At 68.7% G+C, this 19,936-nt stretch carries 17 protein-coding genes, 1 tRNA gene and 2 pseudogenes; 11 read left to right on the top strand and 9 right to left on the bottom strand.

Translation table 11 applies throughout. From position 1 onward, the window contains the following. Positions 1 to 78: 78 nt before the first annotated feature. From U1T56_RS13605 to U1T56_RS13590, 4 genes are all read right to left on the bottom strand, one after another. On the bottom strand, positions 79 to 1,155 hold the full coding sequence (locus U1T56_RS13605; protein WP_418160027.1) for an IS5 family transposase: 1,077 nt from the start codon (positions 1,153 to 1,155) through the stop codon (positions 79 to 81). A gap of 206 nt (positions 1,156 to 1,361) precedes the next feature. After that, complete coding sequence (gene lon / locus U1T56_RS13600) at positions 1,362 to 3,770, bottom strand: endopeptidase La (protein ID WP_418160026.1); 2,409 nt, start codon at positions 3,768 to 3,770, stop codon at positions 1,362 to 1,364. 154 nt (positions 3,771 to 3,924) lie between these two features. Continuing rightward, entirely contained in the window at positions 3,925 to 5,181 is a 1,257-nt protein-coding gene (gene clpX, locus U1T56_RS13595) for an ATP-dependent Clp protease ATP-binding subunit ClpX (protein WP_418160025.1), read from the bottom strand. A gap of 389 nt (positions 5,182 to 5,570) precedes the next feature. Beyond that, positions 5,571 to 6,884, bottom strand: a complete 1,314-nt coding sequence (locus tag U1T56_RS13590) for a hypothetical protein (RefSeq protein ID WP_418160024.1) — start codon at positions 6,882 to 6,884, stop codon at positions 5,571 to 5,573. A gap of 308 nt (positions 6,885 to 7,192) precedes the next feature. Between U1T56_RS13590 and U1T56_RS13585 the strand changes: the two genes are divergently transcribed. Next, a complete protein-coding gene (locus tag U1T56_RS13585; RefSeq protein WP_418160023.1) occupies positions 7,193 to 7,444 on the top strand; it encodes a hypothetical protein in 252 nt (83 codons plus the stop codon). A 184-nt stretch (positions 7,445 to 7,628) separates the two neighbouring features. Here the strand turns inward: U1T56_RS13585 and U1T56_RS13580 are convergent, their stop codons facing one another. Next, the gene (locus tag U1T56_RS13580; protein WP_418160022.1) at positions 7,629 to 7,934 is read right to left on the bottom strand and encodes a tRNA-specific adenosine deaminase; all 306 of its coding nucleotides are present in this window, start codon (positions 7,932 to 7,934) and stop codon (positions 7,629 to 7,631) included. A gap of 339 nt (positions 7,935 to 8,273) precedes the next feature. On the opposite strand from U1T56_RS13580, the gene U1T56_RS13575 reads away from it, so the two are divergent. The 4 genes from U1T56_RS13575 to U1T56_RS13560 all read left to right on the top strand — a co-directional run bounded on the left by U1T56_RS13575 (position 8,274) and on the right by U1T56_RS13560 (position 11,246). Next, positions 8,274 to 9,338, top strand: coding sequence for a TAXI family TRAP transporter solute-binding subunit (locus U1T56_RS13575; protein WP_418160021.1), 1,065 nt, complete (start codon positions 8,274 to 8,276; stop codon positions 9,336 to 9,338). Continuing rightward, a complete protein-coding gene (locus tag U1T56_RS13570; protein WP_418160020.1) occupies positions 9,339 to 10,292 on the top strand; it encodes an SH3 domain-containing protein in 954 nt (317 codons plus the stop codon). A 70-nt stretch (positions 10,293 to 10,362) separates the two neighbouring features. Next, a complete protein-coding gene (locus tag U1T56_RS13565) occupies positions 10,363 to 11,112 on the top strand; it encodes a competence/damage-inducible protein A (protein WP_418160019.1) in 750 nt (249 codons plus the stop codon). 47 nt (positions 11,113 to 11,159) lie between these two features. Continuing rightward, positions 11,160 to 11,246: transfer RNA gene (locus U1T56_RS13560), tRNA-Leu, on the top strand. Positions 11,247 to 11,420: 174 nt separating this feature from the next. On the opposite strand, the gene U1T56_RS13555 is transcribed toward U1T56_RS13560, so the two are convergent. The 3 genes and pseudogenes from U1T56_RS13555 to U1T56_RS13545 form a co-directional block, all read right to left on the bottom strand. Next, positions 11,421 to 11,861 (bottom strand): hypothetical protein, encoded by a 441-nt coding sequence (locus tag U1T56_RS13555; RefSeq protein WP_418160018.1) that lies wholly within the window; start codon positions 11,859 to 11,861, stop codon positions 11,421 to 11,423. 32 nt (positions 11,862 to 11,893) lie between these two features. Then, positions 11,894 to 12,174: pseudogene (locus U1T56_RS13550) on the bottom strand (methionine adenosyltransferase domain-containing protein); the annotation flags it as partial. A gap of 21 nt (positions 12,175 to 12,195) precedes the next feature. After that, positions 12,196 to 12,282 (bottom strand): annotated as a pseudogene (locus tag U1T56_RS13545) (hypothetical protein); the annotation flags it as partial. Positions 12,283 to 13,126: 844 nt separating this feature from the next. Between U1T56_RS13545 and U1T56_RS13540 the strand changes: the two are divergent. The 6 genes from U1T56_RS13540 (at position 13,127) to U1T56_RS13515 (ending at position 19,054) form a co-directional block, all read left to right on the top strand. Beyond that, positions 13,127 to 13,861 (top strand): LuxR C-terminal-related transcriptional regulator, encoded by a 735-nt coding sequence (locus U1T56_RS13540; protein WP_418160017.1) that lies wholly within the window; start codon positions 13,127 to 13,129, stop codon positions 13,859 to 13,861. Positions 13,862 to 14,095: 234 nt separating this feature from the next. Further along, positions 14,096 to 14,845, top strand: a complete 750-nt coding sequence (locus U1T56_RS13535) for a response regulator transcription factor (protein WP_418160016.1) — start codon at positions 14,096 to 14,098, stop codon at positions 14,843 to 14,845. Positions 14,846 to 15,278: 433 nt separating this feature from the next. Then, positions 15,279 to 15,902: a FecR family protein gene (locus U1T56_RS13530; RefSeq protein WP_418160015.1), complete on the top strand. Its 624-nt coding sequence runs from the start codon at positions 15,279 to 15,281 to the stop codon at positions 15,900 to 15,902. Positions 15,903 to 15,942: 40 nt separating this feature from the next. After that, on the top strand, positions 15,943 to 17,925 hold the full coding sequence (locus U1T56_RS13525; protein WP_418160014.1) for a CHASE2 domain-containing protein: 1,983 nt from the start codon (positions 15,943 to 15,945) through the stop codon (positions 17,923 to 17,925). An 83-nt stretch (positions 17,926 to 18,008) separates the two neighbouring features. Next, positions 18,009 to 18,344 carry a c-type cytochrome gene (locus tag U1T56_RS13520; RefSeq protein WP_418160013.1) on the top strand — a complete coding sequence of 112 codons (336 nt, stop codon included), beginning with the start codon at positions 18,009 to 18,011 and terminating at the stop codon, positions 18,342 to 18,344. 137 nt (positions 18,345 to 18,481) lie between these two features. Continuing rightward, positions 18,482 to 19,054, top strand: a complete 573-nt coding sequence (locus U1T56_RS13515; protein ID WP_418160012.1) for a peroxidase-related enzyme — start codon at positions 18,482 to 18,484, stop codon at positions 19,052 to 19,054. Positions 19,055 to 19,117: 63 nt separating this feature from the next. On the opposite strand, the gene U1T56_RS13510 is transcribed toward U1T56_RS13515, so the two are convergent. Then, positions 19,118 to 19,879: an SDR family oxidoreductase gene (locus U1T56_RS13510; RefSeq protein WP_418160011.1), complete on the bottom strand. Its 762-nt coding sequence runs from the start codon at positions 19,877 to 19,879 to the stop codon at positions 19,118 to 19,120. Positions 19,880 to 19,936 lie beyond the last annotated feature (57 nt).

Raw genomic sequence — 19,936 nt, 5'->3', positions numbered from 1 at the left:
ATCGCCACCCCCCTTCGCCGCGGACGGCAGCGAATCACCCCAAACCGCGCCGACGCCAGTGGTTTTTCGAGGAGTCCCCTAGGCGGGCGCGGCCTTGCCGCTCAGCCGGACGAACCGCGCCATGTTGTAGGCGAGGTTGGCGAGGCCGATCTTCACCCGCGCCCTGGCGATGCCGATGGTGCGCCCGACCAGCGCCATCGGCCCCTTCTGTCGGGCAAAGACGTGTTCGACGGCCGAGCGCACGGCCGACTTGCGCGCATTGGCCCGGTGCGTCCGTGCCGCCATCGGCCGCCCCGGCGGCTTCTTGCGGTGGATGCGCGAGACCAGGCCGCGCTCGGCCAGCCACGCCTCGTTCTTCGCCGAGCGATAGGCGGTGTCGGCCCAGACATCGGCGGCGGTGTTGTCGGCATCGACCACCGCCGCCAGCCGCGCCCCGTCATGGGCGGCGGCATGGCTCGCGGTCCAGCCGCGGATCAGCCCGTGCCGGCGATCGATGGAGATGGGGTTCTTGTAGCCGAAGGCCGGCACCGCGCGATCGACCTGCGGTGCGCCATCCTCGCGCGGCCTGGCCTTGGAGAACTTCACCGTCCAGCGCGCGTCGCGGTCCTTCTGGCGCAGCTTCGCGGGCTTGTCCGCCCAGCCCTTGGGGATCTGCCCGGCCTTGATCACCGCCCGCTCGGCCGCGGTGTTGCGCTGCTTCGGTGCGGCGACGAGGGTCGCGTCCACGATCCGCCCGCCCATCGCCAGGTAGCCGGCGGCGCGCAGCGCGGCATCGAAGAGCGCCGACAGCCGCTCCACCGCGCCGGCGCGCTCCAGCGCCTCGCGAAAGGTCCAGATGGTGTTGGCATCCGGCACCGGGTCGGCCCGCCCGCGGCCGAGGACGCGCATGAGCGACAGGCGGTCCTTGATGAGGTACTCGCAGCGCTCGTCCGACAGCCCGTGCATCGCCTGCAGCAGCAGGATCTTGACCATCAGCACGCGATCGAAGGCGGGCCGGCCGCCCTTCGTGCCGTCGGCGCGCGGCACGGCCTTCTCCAACCCGGCGCGGAACATGGAAAAATCGACCAGCGCGGCGATCCGCTCGAGGTCATCGCCCTTGGCCGACAATGCCCGCAGCCGCGCCGCCACATCGAAGAACCCAGGCTGCCGCACCATCGCCATCCCCCACGCCAGTCCGCGTCAGTGAAGCAGCCGAACGGCATCAGGACCAGGGGGTTCTGGAGGTATCCGGCTTTGCGGACAGGCCCTCCCGGACCGCGTGCCCGTCGGCGACATGCCGAACACGCGACTGGACCATCGCCAACGAAAAGGCCCGCCGGAGCGCTCCGGCGGGCCTCGTCGCGACTATCCTTTGCCGAACGTCAGTTCAGCGGCGCGGGCGCGGGTGCGGTCGCGGGCGGCTGGGTGACCACGGCAGCGGCCTGGTCCTCGTCCACCTCGGACAGCGGCTCCGGCATCCGGTCGAGGGCGATCTTCAGGACCTCGTCCACGTTGGTAACCGGGATGATCTCGAGACCCTGCTTCACGTTCTCCGGGATGTCGGCGAGATCCTTCTCGTTCTCCTTGGGAATGATCACGGTCTTGAGACCGCCCCGCAGAGCCGCGAGCAGCTTCTCCTTGAGCCCGCCGATCGGCAGCACCCGGCCGCGCAGCGTGACCTCGCCCGTCATGGCCACCGAGGCCTTGACCGGGATCTTGGTCAGCACCGAGACGATCGAGGTCGCCATGGCGATGCCCGCCGACGGCCCGTCCTTGGGCGTGGCGCCTTCCGGCACGTGGATGTGGATGTCCAGCTTGTCGAAGGTCTCGGGCTTGATGCCCAGCATCAGCGCCCGGCTGCGCACATAGGACCTCGCGGCCTGGACCGACTCCTGCATCACGTCGCCGAGCTTGCCGGTGATCGTCATCTTGCCCTTGCCGGGCACGGTGACAGCCTCGATCGAGAGTAGCTCGCCACCGACCTCGGTCCAGGCAAGGCCGGTGACCACACCGACCTGGTCCTCGAGCTCGGCCTCGCCGAAGCGGTACTTGCGCACGCCGGCATACTGGTCGAGGTTCTCGCGCGTGATCGTGACCGTCTTCTTCTCGCCGGAGACGATCTCCTTCACCGCCTTCCGCGCGAGGTTCGCGATCTCGCGCTCGAGCGAGCGCACACCGGCCTCGCGCGTGTAGTAACGGATCAGGTCGATCAGCGCCGTGTCCTCGATCGTCCACTCGGCCTCTTTCAGCCCGTGCTCCTTCCTCTGCTTCGGGATCAGGTGCCGCTTGGCGATCTCGACCTTCTCGTCCTCCGTGTAGCCCGCGAGCCGGATGATCTCCATACGGTCGAGCAGAGGCTGCGGCATGCGCAGCGTGTTGGCCGTGCAGACGAACATCACGTCGCTGAGGTCGTAATCGACCTCGAGATAGTGGTCGTTGAAGTTCTGGTTCTGCTCGGGATCGAGGACCTCGAGCAGAGCCGAGGACGGATCGCCCCGAAAGTCCTGGCCCATCTTGTCGATCTCGTCCAGCATGAAGAGCGGGTTCGACGACTTCGCCTTCTTCATGGACTGGATGATCTTGCCCGGCATCGAGCCGATATAGGTCCGCCGGTGGCCGCGGATCTCGGCCTCGTCACGCACGCCGCCGAGCGAGAAGCGGATGAAGTTCCTACCCGTGGCCTTCGCAAGCGACTTGCCGAGCGAGGTCTTGCCCACACCCGGAGGGCCGACGAGGCACAGGATCGGCCCCTTCATCTTCTCGACGCGCTGCTGCACGGCGAGATACTCGATGATCCGCTCCTTGACCTTCTCGAGGCCGTAATGGTCGGCATCGAGGATCGCCTGGGCGAGCTTGATGTCCTTGCTGACCTTCGTCCGCTTCTTCCACGGCAGGCTCAAGAGCCAGTCGAGATAGTTGCGCACGACCGTGGCCTCGGCCGACATCGGGCTCATGGTTCGGAGCTTCTTGAGCTCGGCCTTGGCTTTCTCGCGCGCCTCCTTCGAGAGCTTGGTCTTCTTGATCCGCGCTTCGAGTTCGGACGCCTCGTCCTTGCCATCCTCGAGCTCGCCGAGCTCCTTCTGGATGGCCTTCATCTGCTCGTTCAGGTAGTATTCGCGTTGCGTCTTCTCCATCTGACGCTTCACGCGGCTCCTGATGCGCTTCTCGACCTGAAGGACCGAGATCTCGCCCTCCATGAAGCCGTAGAGCTTCTCGAGGCGCTCGGCCAGGCTGCCGGTCTCGAGCAGCTCCTGCTTGTCGGCGATCTTCAAGGAGAGATGGGCCGCGACCGTATCGGCCAGCTTCGCCGGGTCGTCGATCTGCGAGAGCGAGACCAGGACTTCGGGCGGAACTTTCTTGTTGAGCTTCACGTACTGCTCGAACTGGCCCACCACGGCGCGGACCAGGGCCTCGGTCTCGCGCGCCTCGCCCTCGGTCTCGGGCAGGATCTCGGCCTGGACCTGAAAGAAGCGCGGGTTGTCGACGAAGCCCTTGATGCGGGCACGCGCGTTGCCCTCGACCAGCACCTTGACGGTGCCGTCGGGCAGCTTCAGGAGCTGGAGAACGCTCGAGACCGTGCCCACCCGGTAGATGTCGTCACGGCCGGGATCGTCCTGGCTCGCGTTCTTCTGCGCCACGAGCAGGATCTGCTTGTCGTCCTTCATCACCTCCTCGAGAGCGTGGATCGATTTTTCACGCCCGACGAAGAGGGGCACGATCATGTGCGGAAAGACGACGATGTCCCGGAGCGGCAGGACGGGAAAGACGGTGCTCTGCGGGAAATCGCTCATTTAACCTCGCTACGCCGTGGGGCTGTGCGGGACATCCCCACGGACCACGGATACTTGCCCCATCAGGTGGCCTGTACGCTGCCGGGTTTCAAGCGCGACAGCCCGGCTCTTCACGGCCACCATCTCTCCCTTTCCCGTGAGGCCTCCGGCCGGCTCAGGAAGCCGCGTCCCCCTTGCGGTCGGCATAGATCTTGAGCGGCGCCGCCCGGCCTTCCGCCACCTCCTTGTTGATCACGCACTCGGTGACCCCGTTGAGCGACGGCAGCTCGAACATGGTGTCGAGCAGGATGCTCTCCATGATCGAGCGCAGGCCCCGCGCTCCGGTCTTGCGCTTGATCGCCTTCTCGGCGATCCCTCTGAGCGCGTCCTCGGTGAAGGCGAGCTTGACGCCCTCCATGTCGAACAGCTTCTGATACTGCTTGACCAGGGCGTTCTTGGGCTCCTTCAGAATCTTGACCAGGGCGTTCACGTCGAGGTCGTGCAGGGTCGCGATCACCGGCAGACGGCCGATGAACTCGGGAATGAGTCCGAACTTCAGGAGATCGTCGGGCTCAACCTCCTTCAGGAGCTCGCCGGTCTTGCGATCGTCGGGGCCGGCCACTTCCGCGCCGAAGCCCATCGAGCGCTGGCGACCGCGCTGGGCGATGATCTTCTCGAGCCCGGCGAAGGCGCCGCCGCAGATGAAGAGGATGTTGGTCGTGTCGACCTGCAGGAACTCCTGCTGCGGATGCTTCCTGCCGCCCTGCGGCGGCACGGAGGCCACCGTGCCCTCGATGATCTTCAAGAGCGCCTGCTGCACACCCTCGCCCGAGACGTCGCGCGTGATCGACGGGTTCTCGGACTTCCTGCTGATCTTGTCGACCTCGTCGATGTAGACGATGCCGCGCTGCGCCCGCTCGACGTTGTAGTCGGCAGCCTGGAGCAGCTTCAGGATGATGTTCTCGACGTCCTCGCCGACATAGCCGGCCTCGGTGAGCGTCGTGGCGTCCGCCATGGTGAACGGCACGTCGAGGGTGCGGGCGAGGGTCTGGGCGAGGAGCGTCTTGCCGCAGCCCGTGGGCCCGATCAGCAGGATGTTCGACTTCGCAAGCTCGACATCGCCGCCCTTCCCGCCGTGAGCGAGCCGCTTGTAGTGATTGTGGACGGCGACCGAGAGCACGCGCTTGGCATGGTCCTGGCCGATCACGTAATCGTCCAGGACCGACTTGATCTCCGCAGGAGTCGGGACACCGGCGCGGCTCTTGGCGACGGCGCTCTTGTTCTCCTCACGGATGATATCCATGCAGAGCTCGACGCACTCGTCGCAGATGAACACGGTCGGCCCGGCGATCAGCTTCCTGACCTCGTGCTGGCTCTTCCCGCAGAAAGAGCAGTACAGGGTGTTCTTGGAATCGCCGTTGGATTTCGACATCGACGCTCGGTTCCCACACAACTCTGAGCGGGCATGGTAGCGACGCCCAGAAGGCGAGACAACCGCCTTCACGTGCTGCCGCGCGCATGTGCCCTTCTCGTTTCCCCAATCCGGCCGGTGACGACGGGCGCAACCACGCGCGCCTTCAGGCGACCTCCCGGGTAAGCTCGCGCGACGACAGGTCGCGCCGGCCACCCGATCCAGCAGACAGCGCACCGTTTCGGGTGCGACGGGCGGATACGGCCGACATCCTACGCGCAGCTGCAACCGATCGGCCACCATCACCGGCCCGTATCCGAACAACCGCCCATATGGGATCGAAGCTTCGTCCGCGCCAGACTTCCCGGCGAACACGCCGGGTCGGGTCGGCAGCCGTGCAGGAGGCCGCGCTAGCGTCGAGCCGCCGCGCGGAAGAAGCGCTCCGGGTCGATCGCGACCAGGCTCACCCGGGTCGGTGCCGCGGGCTTGCCGAAAGCCGCGAAATAGAACCGCCCGTGCGCGTCCCAGGCATCGTAGCCGTAGAGCCACATATTGGCGAAGCGCGGCTCCAGCCGGAACAGGTTCGCCCGGCGCGTCACCCGCCCCTGGCCGAGGTCGAACTCGACCACAGCCCCCGACTTGTTCATGAGATAGGCCTTGGTGCGGGCGCGGTTGACCTGGAGCACCCAGGTGGCCTCGACCTTGTCGGCCGGCCGGTCCCAGATCTTGCCGAGCTCCTGCCAGCCGGGCCGGCCGGTCTCGGGATCGCGCTCGAGGAAGCGGTAGATCCGGCCCACCCCGTCGGCGAGGTAGCATTCGCCCGCGACCGGGAAGCACTGCGCCGTGTCGATGGCGCGCTGCTCGTGCAGCCGCCAATCCGTGAGCTCGACGAACCGACCCGCTGCCGGATCATAGGCGTGGACGTGGTCGAAGATCGCCGGATCGTAGGGAGCGCCGTTCCAGGGTTGGGCAGCGCCGGCCGTGAAGTAGAGCCGGCCCCGCGCATCGGTCCACATTGCCCGCCCGGCATAGACGTAAGGCCGTCGGTAGTCCGGCCGTCCGAGCCGCCGCGTCGTGTTGCGGCGGACGTCGTAGGCGTAGATGTCGCCGGTCGGTACCATGGCGCCGTAGATGACGCCGCGCCCCCGGTCGACCGCGATGCTGACGAGCCCGCCATGAGCCACGGCCGCGCCGCCCGGCCGATCCGCGCTCAGATCGAGCAGCCGCCGGTCGCTCTCGTCGTAGGCATACCAGTGAAAGCCGCGCTTCTCGAGATAGCCCGCATCGAGCGTCGAGTGGTTGAGGTTCGGCAGGTAGACCCGGCCATCCAGCCAGGTCGGGTGGGTGTGGAACTTCTCGATCCCCTCGCCCGGTCGCAGATTGCCGACCGCCTGCGAGGCCGCCCGGGCGTCGCCGACATAGGCGAGCGTGAGCCCGGGCGCCCCGGCCGAGCCGCCCTCCGGACCCAGCCGGTAGAGGGCCGCGTTGGTCACGTGGTCCATGCCGGCGACATAGATGGCGCCATCCGGCGCGCTCCCCGCTCCCGACCAGGCCTGAACCGGCACGAGCCCGTTCGGCGTGTCCGGCAGCTGCCAGTACCACAGGCCGTCCGTGGCACCGACCTGACGCCGGGCGGTGGGCGCCGCATCGGCGGCCGGCACCGGCACCGCGACGAGCACGATCCATGCGAAGGCGGCCACCGCCGCCAGCCAGCGAGACCTCACGCACGCTCCCCCGACCGGCACGAGCCGACCGCATCCGAACGAGAACCGTCGAGACCGGGACCATCACGCACGCTCGCCGGTCCCACGGCCAGCAGCTACTGCAGCCTCCTCCCAGGGCGGTCGTCGACCGGGTGAAATCACGCGGCGACGAGGGTGAGATGCCCCAGGCCATATCGCACCCTCCTCCGGAGCCAGGTCCGGCCCGCCCGATCTCCGGCATCGTCGCCGTTCCCCGCCCGTGGCACGGTCCCTGCAAGCTCGCGGCCACATCGTTGTACCACATCGCACGTCACGGGAGGACGAGGATCATGTCAACCATCAATCTCGAGGCAGCGCTCATCGCCATGGGCGTCGTTCTCGCCACGGCCACCTTCCTGTCCGTGCCCCCGGCCCACGCCACCATCGTGGCGCAGATCGGCAAGGCCGTCCGGACCGCCGACGGCATCATCGTTCTCGCCCGCCAGGGCGCCGACGATGCCAAGCACGATGATCGCGGCGGCAAGGGCAGAAAAGGCGGCAAAGGCCGCGGCGGGAAGGACGACGGTCGTCATCACCGCTGAGGACCGAGCCCGGACCGAGGTGCCGGGACAAGGACCGCCCGGCATTTCGGCCCGGCCAGGCCCCCGCCGACACCGACCGTCTCGGCGCAGGGACTCCGACGGGTCCGAGAGCCCTTGCGCTCCCGCCACGCCTCGTACGGATCGGCCGTGGCCGATCCACCGGCAGGTAGCGGATGCGCATCGCCTACTCCGCGAGCGGCTTGGCGAGCCCGGCACAGACTGCCGCCGCCGGCGGGCCGAAGCGCTCGGCATCCTCGCTGGCACAGACGAACCACGCCTCGCTCACCCCGGCGAGGTACATTGGCGGCGAGGCACATCGGGCAGGGCAGCCGCTGGCATGGATCACGCAGCCATCGAGCCGGGTCCTGCGTCGCGTGGGTCTCGTTCCGTTCACACCGATGGCGATGATCCGCCCGTCCCTCACGACGACCGCCCCGAATGGCCGCCCGCCATGATCCCGGACGTTCGCGACGGCCAGATCGACGGCCATGCGCAGGAGGCGTTGTGCACGGTGAGCACCAGAAATAGTCCTCGTTGCCCGCCATGCCTTTCTCCTGGCCTTCCTACCCCCATCCATCGAGCCATCGACCCTTTGCCGGGCCTCGCGAGCCGATCCGCTGTGATGAGGCCGGTACACCCCCTGCCCGGACGGACCCGATGTAGGACTGCTCCCCCAACGATCGTTCGCGTCCTAGGGAAATTGGCCCTTCCGTGCGGTCCGATAAGTTGTAAACTCCACGGTCACCGTTCCGGTCGGCCCGACGGCCGGACGGAGGCATACGAAACGGGCCACGAGAACGGAAGAATCCAGGGGTGGGAGGGCGACCTCATGCGGCAGCTCGTGCTGACTCTCGCGTTTCTGCTGAGCCTCGGCGCCGGACCCGTTCTGGCCGCCGAAGCGGCCATCATGACCGGCAAGCCGACCGGGACCTATATCCGCTTCGGTCAGGACATCGCCCGGGTAGCGGAGCATTTCGGCCTCAAGCTCGCCGTCCAGCCCTCGGCAGGCTCGCTCGAGAACGTCGAGGCCGTCCTGAAGCGCCCCAGCACGCCGTTCGCGATCGTCCAGTCGGACGTGCTCGACTTCATCGCCACCTTCGCCGACGACAAGGACCTGAAGCGGACCGCCGCCGCCATGCGGATGGTCTTCCCGCTCTATACCGAGGAGGTGCATCTTCTCGCCCGTCCCGGCATCGATCGGCTCGCGGACCTCACCGGCAAGCGGGTCGCGGTGGGCGCTCCCGACAGCGGCACCCTGCTCACCGCGACGCTCATGCTGGCATCGGCCGGCGTGGATGCGGAGGACGAGGTCCGGATCGACACGGACGAGGCGCTCACCGCCATGCGCGAGGGTCGGATCGATGCGATGTTCTACGTCGCCGGACGGCCGGCCAAGCTGTTCGCGAGCGATGTCACGGAAGCGGATGGCTTCCATCTGGTTCCGATCACGGACCCGGAGGTGCGGCACCTCTACCAGCCCGCGACGATCCCGGCCGGGACCTATCCCTGGCAGAAAGCCGAGGTGCCGACCGTGGCGGTCCGGGCGGTCCTCATGACCTACGACTACGCCCGGCCCACGTCCTACCACCGGATGGCCTGCGCCACGGTCGGCAAGGTGGCCCGGATGATCGCGAGCAACCTGGACTGGCTGCGTGGCGCCGGACGCGGCCACCCGAAATGGCAGGAGGTCGACCTCGACGCCCATCCGGTGAGCTGGCAGCGCTCGGCATGCGCCGAGGCCGGACTCACGGGCCCCGAGGACTTTCTGATCTCCGCCCTCCCGAAGACCGGGCCCGTTTGCGACGATCCGAACCCGATCCGGCAGAAGCTGTGCCTCGTCCGGCAGCAGCTCCGCCAGCAGATGCCGCCTGCGGCCGATGCGAAGCTGATGTGAGTGACGGACGTGCCTCTCCTGGTGGACGAGGAGCGATCGCGCGGCTTTCCATTCGCCCGCGACGCGCCCGATGCGGTGCCGGTCCCGAGCGACGGAGACGAGGAACGCTGGCTGCAGGAATGGCAGCGCGACGAGGTCCGATGGCTGGCGGGCCGAACCGAGGAGCTGGAGCGGCAGCTCTGGCGGCGGACCATGATGCTCGGCTGCATTCTCGCAGGCGTGGCAGGGCTCGCGGCAGGTATCGGGGTCTTCTCGACGCTGCTGCCCGAGCGCCGCGCCGCCGAGATGATCCTGCCCCTGCCGCCCTCGCCCGCCACTGCATCGGCCGTGCCGCTCGAGGGAGCAGCGGCTGCGCTCGAGCGGCAGCAGGCCGAGAGCACGCCCGTCCCGTCGGCAGCTCTCGCTTCGTCCCCGGACCTGCCTGCCGTCGAGCCGTCGCCGGCCGATCTTCCACCGTCCGGACCCGGGCAGGCGGCGTTCCGCGCATCGCTGCGCGACACGCTGATCTCGATCAAGGAGCAATTGAGCCGAGCCGCCGATCCGACCCGCCCCGGCGCCAAGTCCCTGCCCGCCACAGCGGGCTCGCGATCCATCATGCTCTCGGATCGCGAGCCTGCCGGTCTTCTGCCGGCCGAGCTGACGGCGGCCGCACCGACTCCGCCAGCAATGGAGTCGCTCTCGTCCCCGGGCCGAACGGGAAGCGGCGCCGGCTCGGATCCACGCTCGCCCGAGCCGGGGCTGCCGGCAGGAGATGGCAGCATCACCGTGACCGAACACGTCAAGCTGCGCGCAGTACCCGACAACGATGGCAAGGTGCTGGCCATCGTCGAGCCCGGCGCGGCGGTGCAGGCCACGAGCCGCCGCTTCGGCCGGTGGCTCGAGGTTCGCGAGCAGAGCGGGCTCACGGGCTGGATCCACAGCCGCTTTCTGAGCCGTGCCGAGGCGAGCCGCTGAGCCTGCTGGCGCCGTTCGTGCCGAGGGCGTATCGATCCGGTGTGCGTGCGAGCAGGAAGCGGGAGCGGACATGAGCGGGCGGACGGTCACGGCGGCGGTGATCATCATCGGCAACGAGATCCTCTCGGGCCGCACCCAGGATGCGAATCTCGCCTTCCTCGCGCAGGAGCTCGGCGAGATCGGGGTGCGGCTCAGGGAGGCACGGGTGGTGGCCGACGAGGAGGACGCCATCGTCGAGGCGGTCAACGCCTGTCGCGCGCGCTACGACCACGTGTTCACGACCGGCGGCATCGGCCCCACCCACGATGACATCACCTCGGCCGCGATCGCGACGGCGTTCCAGCGGGCCCATCGTCGCCATCCCGAGGCCGAGCGGCGCCTGCGCGCCTACTACCCGCCCGAGAAGCTGAACGAGGCGCGGCTCAAGATGGCCGACATGCCGGAAGGCGCCGAGCTCATCGACAATCCCGTGAGCGTGGCCCCGGGCTTTCGGATCGAGAACGTCTACGTGCTGCCGGGCGTGCCCTCGATTCTCCAGGCGATGTTCGCGGGCCTCAAGCCCAGGCTCGAAGGCGGCGCGCCGGTGCGCTCGCGCACGGTGACGGTGCTCTGTCCCGAAGGCGAGATCGCGAAGCCGCTGGGCGAGATCCAGAGCCGCCATCCCTCGATCGAGATCGGCAGCTACCCTTTCATGCAGCAGGGGCGCTTCGGCACGAGCCTCGTCTTTCGCGGCACGGACGAGACCGCGATCCGGGCCGCAGCCGAAGAGCTCCTCACCCTCGCCCGCGAGCGTCGCATCGAGGTCCTGCAGCTGTTCTGACGCCTCGCGCTTGCCTTGATGGCCATGACGGCTAGAGTGCCGCCGCTGCCCGCTTGGCGGAACAGGTAGACGCAACGGACTTAAAATCCGTAGCCCGCAAGGGCGTGCCGGTTCGAGTCCGGCAGCGGGCACCAGCACTCAGCGGGTCGACTGCGCCAAGCTCGGGCGGCATAGCTATCATTTGGCTACCATGCCGACGAATGTCGCATCGCTCAACCCTCGGCCGCGAGCACGAACAGCGTCAGGCAGTAGCCGCCGAGCTAAGGGCGCTCCTAGTCGAGGCCCGATGCCCCTACCGGCGACAGCATTCAAGTTAGCCTCTTGCAGCGGGACGACGATGAAGGGTGCCGGTATTGATCCCTGGCTTGGGCGGACCCTGCCCGCCCCCACCGCACGAGGCGGTCCTCCTGGAAGATGGCGTAGTGGTCGGCGCGGTCCCAACCCCAGCCGGACATCAGCCGGTTGGTATACTCGTAGCCGACCACGTCGCCGCTGCGCTGGAAGCTGTCTGGCCTTCCCATGAGCACCTCGACCCGAGCAGAGATCATACCCTCACGCAAGGACGTCGTGTACCGCCCGCAGTGCAGGTCGCGAGCAGGAGGATAGGCGAACAGCGTCTCCTCGGCCTTCGCCGGTGCCACCAGCAGCGGGCCGCGTCGGGCGCGGATGTGCGCCTTGGCGCGGCCGACGAACGCGCTCGTGATCAGGCCGCCCATGCCGGTCAGGAACCCGCGTCGCTTGAGGTCCATGTTGCGTCTCCCTTTCGTGCCCGGAGGGTCGGTCAGCCTACCAGCGCCTCGTTCTCCCAGGGCACGTCGGCGCGCCCGAAAGGACCGAAGGTGGCCGTCTTGCGGTAGATCGGTCGGCGCAACCCCAGCCGCTCGATGATCGAGGCAGGCCGCAGCAGCGCCGCCGCGCGCACGCCCTGGCCCAGCCCGCGGCGACGAGATGCTGCGCGAGCTGCCGCGCGCCGCAGGCGGCCGAGCGATCGACCTTGGTCGGGTCCTCGCCCGAGAACGCGCCGCCGCCGTGCCGGGCGGAGCCGCCGTAGGTGTCGACGACGGCGTCGCTGATCTGGTCGCAGATCTCGTCGGGGTGGCCGTCTGCGACCGCCTCGGCCGTCGCGAGCCCGTCCACGGCCCGGCGGCCGTACGCGGGAGATGTGGACATGAAAAACCCTTCTTCGGCTGGCACCGAGGAGGGCCGACGCGTAACTTGGCCGAGCCCTGGCCGAGGCGCAGCCTTCCTCGTGCTAGCGGAGAACCGAGGAAGACCGACGGCATGATCGTCTTTCGCGGGCCGATGGAGAAGAGCGCCGAACGGCTGGTCCAAAGCTTCGCCCCGCTCAGCGATGATGCCCTCGTCAGCCTGCCCGCCGTGGCCGCCTGACCAGATCCGGCCAAGCCGGAGATTGCGGTGGTCGCGCCGCTGAAACTACACCACGGCTTGGGACCCGATCCTGCGGGGCAGCGTGCTCCGTGCAAGTCCATCCCTGCGATCACCAGCCCAGGCTCATCGCATCCTCGCGGCACCACCCTTTTCCGCGTTCGTGATCGGCATCGCCGCCGTCGGCGGATACATGAAAATAATCCCGACCAACCGCCAGAAGCCGACCGGAACGACCAATCAACTTCTCGGCTAAAAATAGTCTCGCTAATTCTTATCAATTCAAGTTGTTGTTCCTCTTAGAGGAGAAAGGCGCCCATTGAACTTGACTTTCTCGCAACCAAGTATTTTTATGAATCGCGCCGATGACATTCACTGGCGCGATCCAGGATTGATAAAAAAACCTGTGTGGCCGGGTCATGATTGATTAAACTCTTGGGAACGGGCGTCTGCTCCTGTCCCGACGTGCTTGCATCGATCAGTTGTGGAGAAGATTGGCATGTTGAAGCGGATGGAAGATGACCCTCGGAGTACATTTCTACCACCCTATGAACAGAATCCGCATCTCCACATCCGGGCCGTCGAGGTCACGACACCATTCCCTCGGTCGAGCGGGCCACGTATCGGCGTGGCAGTCATCGACGACCTGTCGCTGCGCCGCAGCAGCACGCTCGACTTCCTGCGCCAGCGCGGCCGCGAGCCGGCATTCCCTTTCGACAGCGCCACCGACCTCTTGACCCGCGGCTCCGCGATCCTGCACGATCTCGCCTGCGTGCTCCTCAACGTCGGTGGCTGCTCGATCGACACAGCCAAGAACCGCGGGCAGATCGAGCAGCTGCACCGTGCGCTGCCCGATGCGGCCCTGGTCGTCATGTCGGATCGCGAAGACATCGAGGAGGTCGTCGTCGCCTTCCGCCACGGCGCCAGGGGTTTCATCCCGACCAGCTTCGAGCCCGAGGTCGCGATCGAGGCGATCGGCATCGTGCTCGCCGGCGGCACGTTCTTTCCGGCCTCCGCCCTGCTGCGCGTGTACCGCGAGCGGCTCCGCCTGGCCGTCAGCGGGCATAAGCCCGAGCCGCGCCGGGACAGCGAGCAGTGGCCGCCGCGACAGCTCGCCGTGCTCGAGCTCCTCGCCCAGGGCAAGGCCAACAAGGAGATCGCCCGCGAGCTGCACGTCGAGGAAAGCACCGTGAAGGTGCACGTCTGGCACATCATGCGCCGGCTGAAGGCGAGCAATCGTACGGAGGCGGCGCTGCGGGCCCGTCAGCTCGGCATCTTCGTCCACGAGAGCGGCGAGGAGCAGGACACGGTGGCGGATGAGCACAGCAGCGTCGCCGTGGCGCCGATCCGCAAAGCGAGCTAGCGCCTGCGCCGGACGCGGCCGTGATGGGTGCCGTGCGCTTTCCCTCGATGGCTCGTCCGTGTCCGGTTCTTTGCCAAACCATTCCGGAAGACGATGATGAAAACGACCCTTCGCACCCATGTCTCGAGGATCGAGACGGTGTCGCCGTCCGGGAAAGGGCGGCCCGGCACCGCGATGCCACCGGCTCGCCCGCCGTCGGTCGGGTCGATGGCCGTCTGAAGAGGCCGGCTCGCCTTGCCCGCGCCTGACGACCTCGAGCGACCGAGCGCCGGGCGGCACAAGCCCCAGCGACGCCGGCCGAAAAAGGTCATCCTCTTCATCGATCCCCTGCCGCTGCGGTGCGAAGGCATCGCCTGCGCCCTCGAGGCCCATGCGCGCGACCTGCGGGTCCTGCCGCTCGCCGATCCTGCGCTCGCCGCCGGCATCACGCGCGACGCCGACCCGATGCTCGTCCTCCTCAACATCGCCGGGGCCCACGTGACGGATGCCGCCGTCACCGAGGCGGTGGCCGCGATCCGGGCGCATCTGCCCACCACACCGATAGCGTTGCTCGCCGAGCGCGAGATCGCCGCAGAGATCGTGACGGCGATCGAGAACGGCATTCGCGGCTACATCCCGATCCGGCTCGAGCCGGCGGTGATGATCAAAGCGCTGCGCCTCGTTGCCGCCGGCGGCACTTTCGCGCCGGCCGAGGCATTCATGCACGCTCAGGAAAGCGAAGCGACAGTGGTCCGGGCCGGAGCCGACCCCGCAGCCGCGCGGGCTGATCAGGGGGAGCCGGCGGTGCTGGCCACCTTGAGCCCGCGCCAGCTCGCGATCCTGGATCTGCTCCGCACCGGCCGATCCAACAAGGCGATCGCCAACGAGCTCGTCATCCCGGAAAGCATCGTCAAGGCCGAGGTGCGGCGGATCATGCAGAAGCTGAACGCCTCGAACCGCACCCAGGTGGCGATGCTCCTGGCCGATAAGCTGCCGAACGGCTAGTGGATCTGTTCTAACGCCTGCTGGCATTGCCGCGCCAGCCCTTCTCGATGATCTGATCCGGGTCGGCCGTCCGGACGACGGGCTCGGGGTCGCCGCAGGCGCACCGCTCAAGCCTTCGCCTGGTCGGCCCGACGAAATGGGTTTGCCTCGCTTCGGTGGACTGGAGGAAGGCTTGCGCGTTCAGGCTGCCGTCGGCGTCGCTCGGTGCTCCTTCGTCGCCCGCATTCTGGCGGTCCTCGCCGGACCGACAGGCCAGCAGGCCATCGGCTCACCCCTGACGCTGCCCTGGTCGGATGGGCAAGCGGCCGTCCTCCTGCCCGACGTTGCGTTCATCCGGTTCTGTTGCGCAATAAAAGCCGGAGGCTTGTCGCTCCGGCCGAGCTGTGCGACGGTGAGACGGTCCGGGCCGGGATTCCCGCATGGCAGGAGGAGGATGATCTCGCTGATCCGGCGCCAGGCGATCGGTTGCGGCATAGCCCTCCTGACAGGGGCGATCCGTGTCGGCGCGGCTGGGGCGTCGATCGGCGAGGTCACCGCCCAGCGTGGCGATGCCTGGGCTATCCGGCACGACAGGATCCAGCCCTTGACCATGGGTGATCCGGTCCTCGTCGACGACATCGTCCGCACCGGACCGGATACCCGTCTGCTCGTCACCTGCCGCGACGGGCTCGCCATCGCGATCGGAGGCGGCAGCGAGGTCGCCCTGCGCGCTTACCTCGCCGACCGTTCGGCCGGCCGCCTGCAGGTGGCGCTGGGCCTTCTGCACGGCATCCTGCGCCTGTTCGGCGAGCGCTCCCTGCCCAGCCGGTGGATCGAGGTGGATACCCGAACGGCACTGGCCTCGGTGCGCTCCACCGAATGGCTGGTCGAGGCCGACGAGCGGGGTACCGGCGTGCTCGCGATCACGGGCGAGGTCGAGGTGCGCGGCCTCGCCGGCGGCGTGGTCCTGCTCCGCCCCGGCGAAGGCACCGACGTAGCGCCGGACGCGCCGCCGAAGCCCGCGGCACGCTGGGGTGAGGCACGGCGGAAGGATGCCATCGCCCGCACCTCGTTCTGAACGACGACGCGAGCCGCCGTCCTGGCAGCAGCGGCTGCTGATGGCCCTGGCCGTCGCAGCGCTCCTCACCGTCGTCGAGGTGCGGCTGGCCGAGACCGACGTGCTGCGCTCGCTCGAGCTGCAGACACTCGACTGGCGTTTCCGGCTGCGCGGGCCGCTTCCTCCCGGCGGCGAGACCGTGCTCGTGATGATCGACGATGCCAGCGTGGCGCGTCTCGGCGCGTGGCCGGCGCCGCGCCGGGCCATCGCCGCCGCCGTCCGGCGCCTCGCCGAGGCAGGGGCGCGGGTCATCGTCCTCGACCTCTTGTTCGCGGAACCGCAGGAACCGCTTCCGACGACGTTGCGGCCGCTGCTCGAGGCGGCGCTCGCGGCTCTGCCGCCGGAGGTGGCGGACGTGCGCCGGCGGATCGAGGCGCTGCTCGCCGACGGCGGCCCCGATCGCGAGCTCGCGGCCGCCATCGCCGCCGCCGGCCGGGTGATCATGCCCTATGCCTTCGTCACCGATCCGCGACAGGCCAACCTGATCGCTGTCCCGCCTTGGATGGAGGCGACCGCCTATCGCGTCCGCACGACGATCGGGCCCGGCGGCGACGAGCCGGCGGCGCTGGCTCCGGCAGGACTGCTCGTGCCGGCACCGGTGCTCGCCGTGGCCGCGGCATCGAGCGGCCATGTCAGCCTGGTGCTCGACAGCGATGGCTCGCTCAGGGCGGAGCTCCCCGCCGTGGCCTATGGCAGCGAGCTCTACCCCTCGCTGCCGGTCGAGGCGGTGCGGACCTTTCTCGGCCTCGGCCGCGAGCAGGTGGCGCTCGATGCCGAGCACGGCGTACGCATCGGCGAATGGCATCTGCCGCTCGACGAGAGCTGGCGGCATCTCGTCGACCATCTGGGGCCGCAAGGTACGATCCCGACCTATTCGCTCGTCGACCTCCTGGAAGGACGGGTGGCGCGAGAAGCGCTCGCGGATCGCATCGTCGTCCTCGGCGCCTCGGCCGCCGGTGCCGGCGACCGCTTCGCCACGCCCTTCACGGCGCGCCTGCCGGGTGCGGAGTTCCTCGCCGTCGCCATCGACGACATCCTGCACGGACGGGCGCTGCTCCGGACCGAGGCCGTCCGCGGCCTCGACACGGCCGCCATCGCGGGCCTCTCGCTCGCTGCCGCCTTCCTCGCCGGCCGTCGGTCGCCCCTGGTCTCGCTGGGGGCGATCCTCCTCGTGCTCCTGAGCTGGTGGGTCATACTCCAGGGCGCGTTCGTGAGTGCCGAGCTGTGGCTCGCGGCCCTGACCCCGAGTGCCGCAGCGCTCGCCTCCGGCGCGGGTGTGGAGGCGATCCGGCTGGCCGAGGAGCGTCGACGCCGGCGCCGCCTGGAACGGCAACGGGCGAATCTCGCCCGCTACTTCGCGCCTCCGGTGGTGGAGCGCCTTGCGGCGAGCGATGCGCCGGCAGCACTCGACCGCACGCAGGAGGCCGCCGTCATGTTCGTGGACCTCGTGGGTTTCACCCGGCTGGCCGAAGCCATGAGCCCGGCCACGGCCATGAATCTCCTGCGCGCGTTCCACACCAAGGTGGAGGAGGCGGTGTTCGCGCATCGCGGCATGGTCGACAAGTTCATCGGCGACGGTGCGCTCGCCTGTTTCGGCGTGCCCGACCCGGCACCCACGGCAGCAGCCGACGCGCTCCTCGCCGCCTTCGCCCTCCTCGATGCCCTGGCCGTGCCGGTCGCGGCCGACGCCGGCGAGGTCCGGCTCACGGCCGCCATCGGCATTCATCACGGCCCGGTACTGATGGGCGACATCGGTGGCGCCACCCAGTTCCAGTTCACGGTGGTGGGCGACACGGTCAACGTGGCGAGCCGTCTCGAGGCGCTCACCCGGCAGGCGGAGACGGCGCTGATCGTCTCGAACGCCGCGCTCGAGGCTGCACGATCCCATCTCGAGCCGAGCCTTCTCGCCCGCCTCGAGCCGCTGCCCAGCCTGCGGCTCAAGGGCCGCGAAGGCATCGTCGACGGCTGGCGACTCGTCCGCTGAACGCCTTCTCTCGGTCATTCCCACCTGCCCATGCGCAGCCTAGGATGAGGGCCGGGAACGGCGCAGCGGGGGAGGATCGAGGAATGAGCCGGACCATCGGCCTTGCGCTCGGCCTCGCGATGCTGGGATCGACAGCGACCCCGGCACAGGACCTGCCGGGCGATCCGGAGCGGGGACGGGCCATCGCCGTGCGCTGGTGCATCGCCTGCCACGAGATCGACCGCGGCGTGCGCGAGCCGTCCACGGTCGATGCGCCCACCTTCCAGGCCGTGGCCGACGATCCCGCCGTGACGGAGCTGGCGCTGCGCGCCTTCTTCCAGACGCCGCATCGCGACATGCCGAACCTGCAGCCGAGCGCCGAGGACAAGGCGGACCTGATCGCCTACATTCTGAGCCTCAAGGGGCGACCCGATGGCTGAGCCCGACGGCTCGGGCAAGAAAGCCGCGTCCGGCTCGGCAGCGATCCGGCGATGGCCGGCGGAACCAGCGAGCGCCATCCTCAGCGGCGGATACGGGTGCTAAGCTGGCTTCCACCCCGGAACGCTCGGAGACCCCCATGGAACCATCCCGGATCAGCCGCTTTCCCGTGCCGACGCTTTCGGAGCTGCCCGGCGACATCCGCGAGCGCATCCTGGCGGTGCAGGAGAAATCGGGTTTCGTCCCGAACGTGTTCCTGGCGCTGGCACGCCGGCCGGACGAGTTCCGGGCCTTCTTCGCCTATCACGACGCGCTCATGGAGAAGCCGGGCGGCCTCAGCAAGGCCGAGCGCGAGATGATCGTGGTCGCGACCAGCAGCGCCAACCAGTGCCAGTACTGCGTCGTGGCCCACGGCGCGATCCTGCGCATCCGCGCCAAGAATCCTTTCCTCGCCGATCAGATCGCGATCAACTACCGCAAGGCCGACATCACGCCGCGCCAGCGGGCGATGCTGGATTTCGCGATGAAGGTAGCGCTCCATTCCCACACGATCGAGGAGGAGGACGTCCGAGCGCTCGAGGCGCACGGCTTCGGCCGGGAAGATGTCTGGGACATCGCCGCCATCGCGGCCTTCTTCGCCATGTCCAATCGCCTCGCCAACGCCATCGACCTGCGCCCGAACGGCGCGTTCTACGGCTTGGGGCGCGGCTGAACGCCTCCTCGCGCGGTATCGGGCGGCGGGAGCCGCTCCGCTTCCGTGCCGCCCCTGCGCTTCTCAGCCCCGCCCGATGAACGGCATCTTCGTCGCCATCACCGTCATGAACTGCACGTTCGATTCGAGCGGCAGGCTCGCCATGAACAGGACCGCCTTCGCCACGTGCTCGACGTCCATGCGTGGCTCGGGTGCGATCCGCCCGTCGGCCTGCGGCACGCCTTCGGTCATGCGCGCGGTCATCTCGGTGGCGGCGTTGCCGATGTCGATCTGACCGCAGGCGATGTCGAAGTTGCGGCCGTCGAGCGAGATCGACTTGGTGAGGCCGGTGATGGCGTGCTTCGTCGCGGTGTAGGGGGCGGAATTCGGCCGCGGCGCGTGCGCCGAGATCGAGCCGTTGTTGATGATCCGCCCGCCGCGCGGGCTCTGGCGCTTCATCAGCCGGAACGCTTCTTGGGCGCACAGAAAGGCGCCGGTGAGGTTGACGTCCACGACGGCCTGCCACTGCTCGAACGGCACCTCGTCGACGGGAGCGGAGATAGCGCTGATGCCGGCATTGTTGAACAGCACGTCGAGCCGACCGAACGTCTCCTCGACCTTCGCGAACACCGCCCGCACCTGCGCCGGATCGGCGATGTCGGCGGGGGCCACGAGCGTGCGCGCTCCTGTGGCCTCGCCGGCCTTCGCCGTGGCCTCGAGCTGCTCCTTGCGGCGGCCGACCAGCGTCACCGCATAGCCTTCCGCCATCATCGCCAGCGTCACCGCCCGGCCGATGCCGCTGCCGGCACCCGTGACCAGCGCCACCTTGCCTGCACCTGCTGTCATGTCCTCCCCCTTTCTCCTCGTTCGGACGAGCCGGAGCGCCTGCCCCGGGCTCGCCCG

The sequence above is a fragment of the Benzoatithermus flavus genome (assembly GCF_037908215.1).
Taxonomy (GTDB): Bacteria; Pseudomonadota; Alphaproteobacteria; order Geminicoccales; family Geminicoccaceae; genus Benzoatithermus; species Benzoatithermus flavus.
This window is presented reverse-complemented; position numbering and strand designations above follow the sequence as displayed.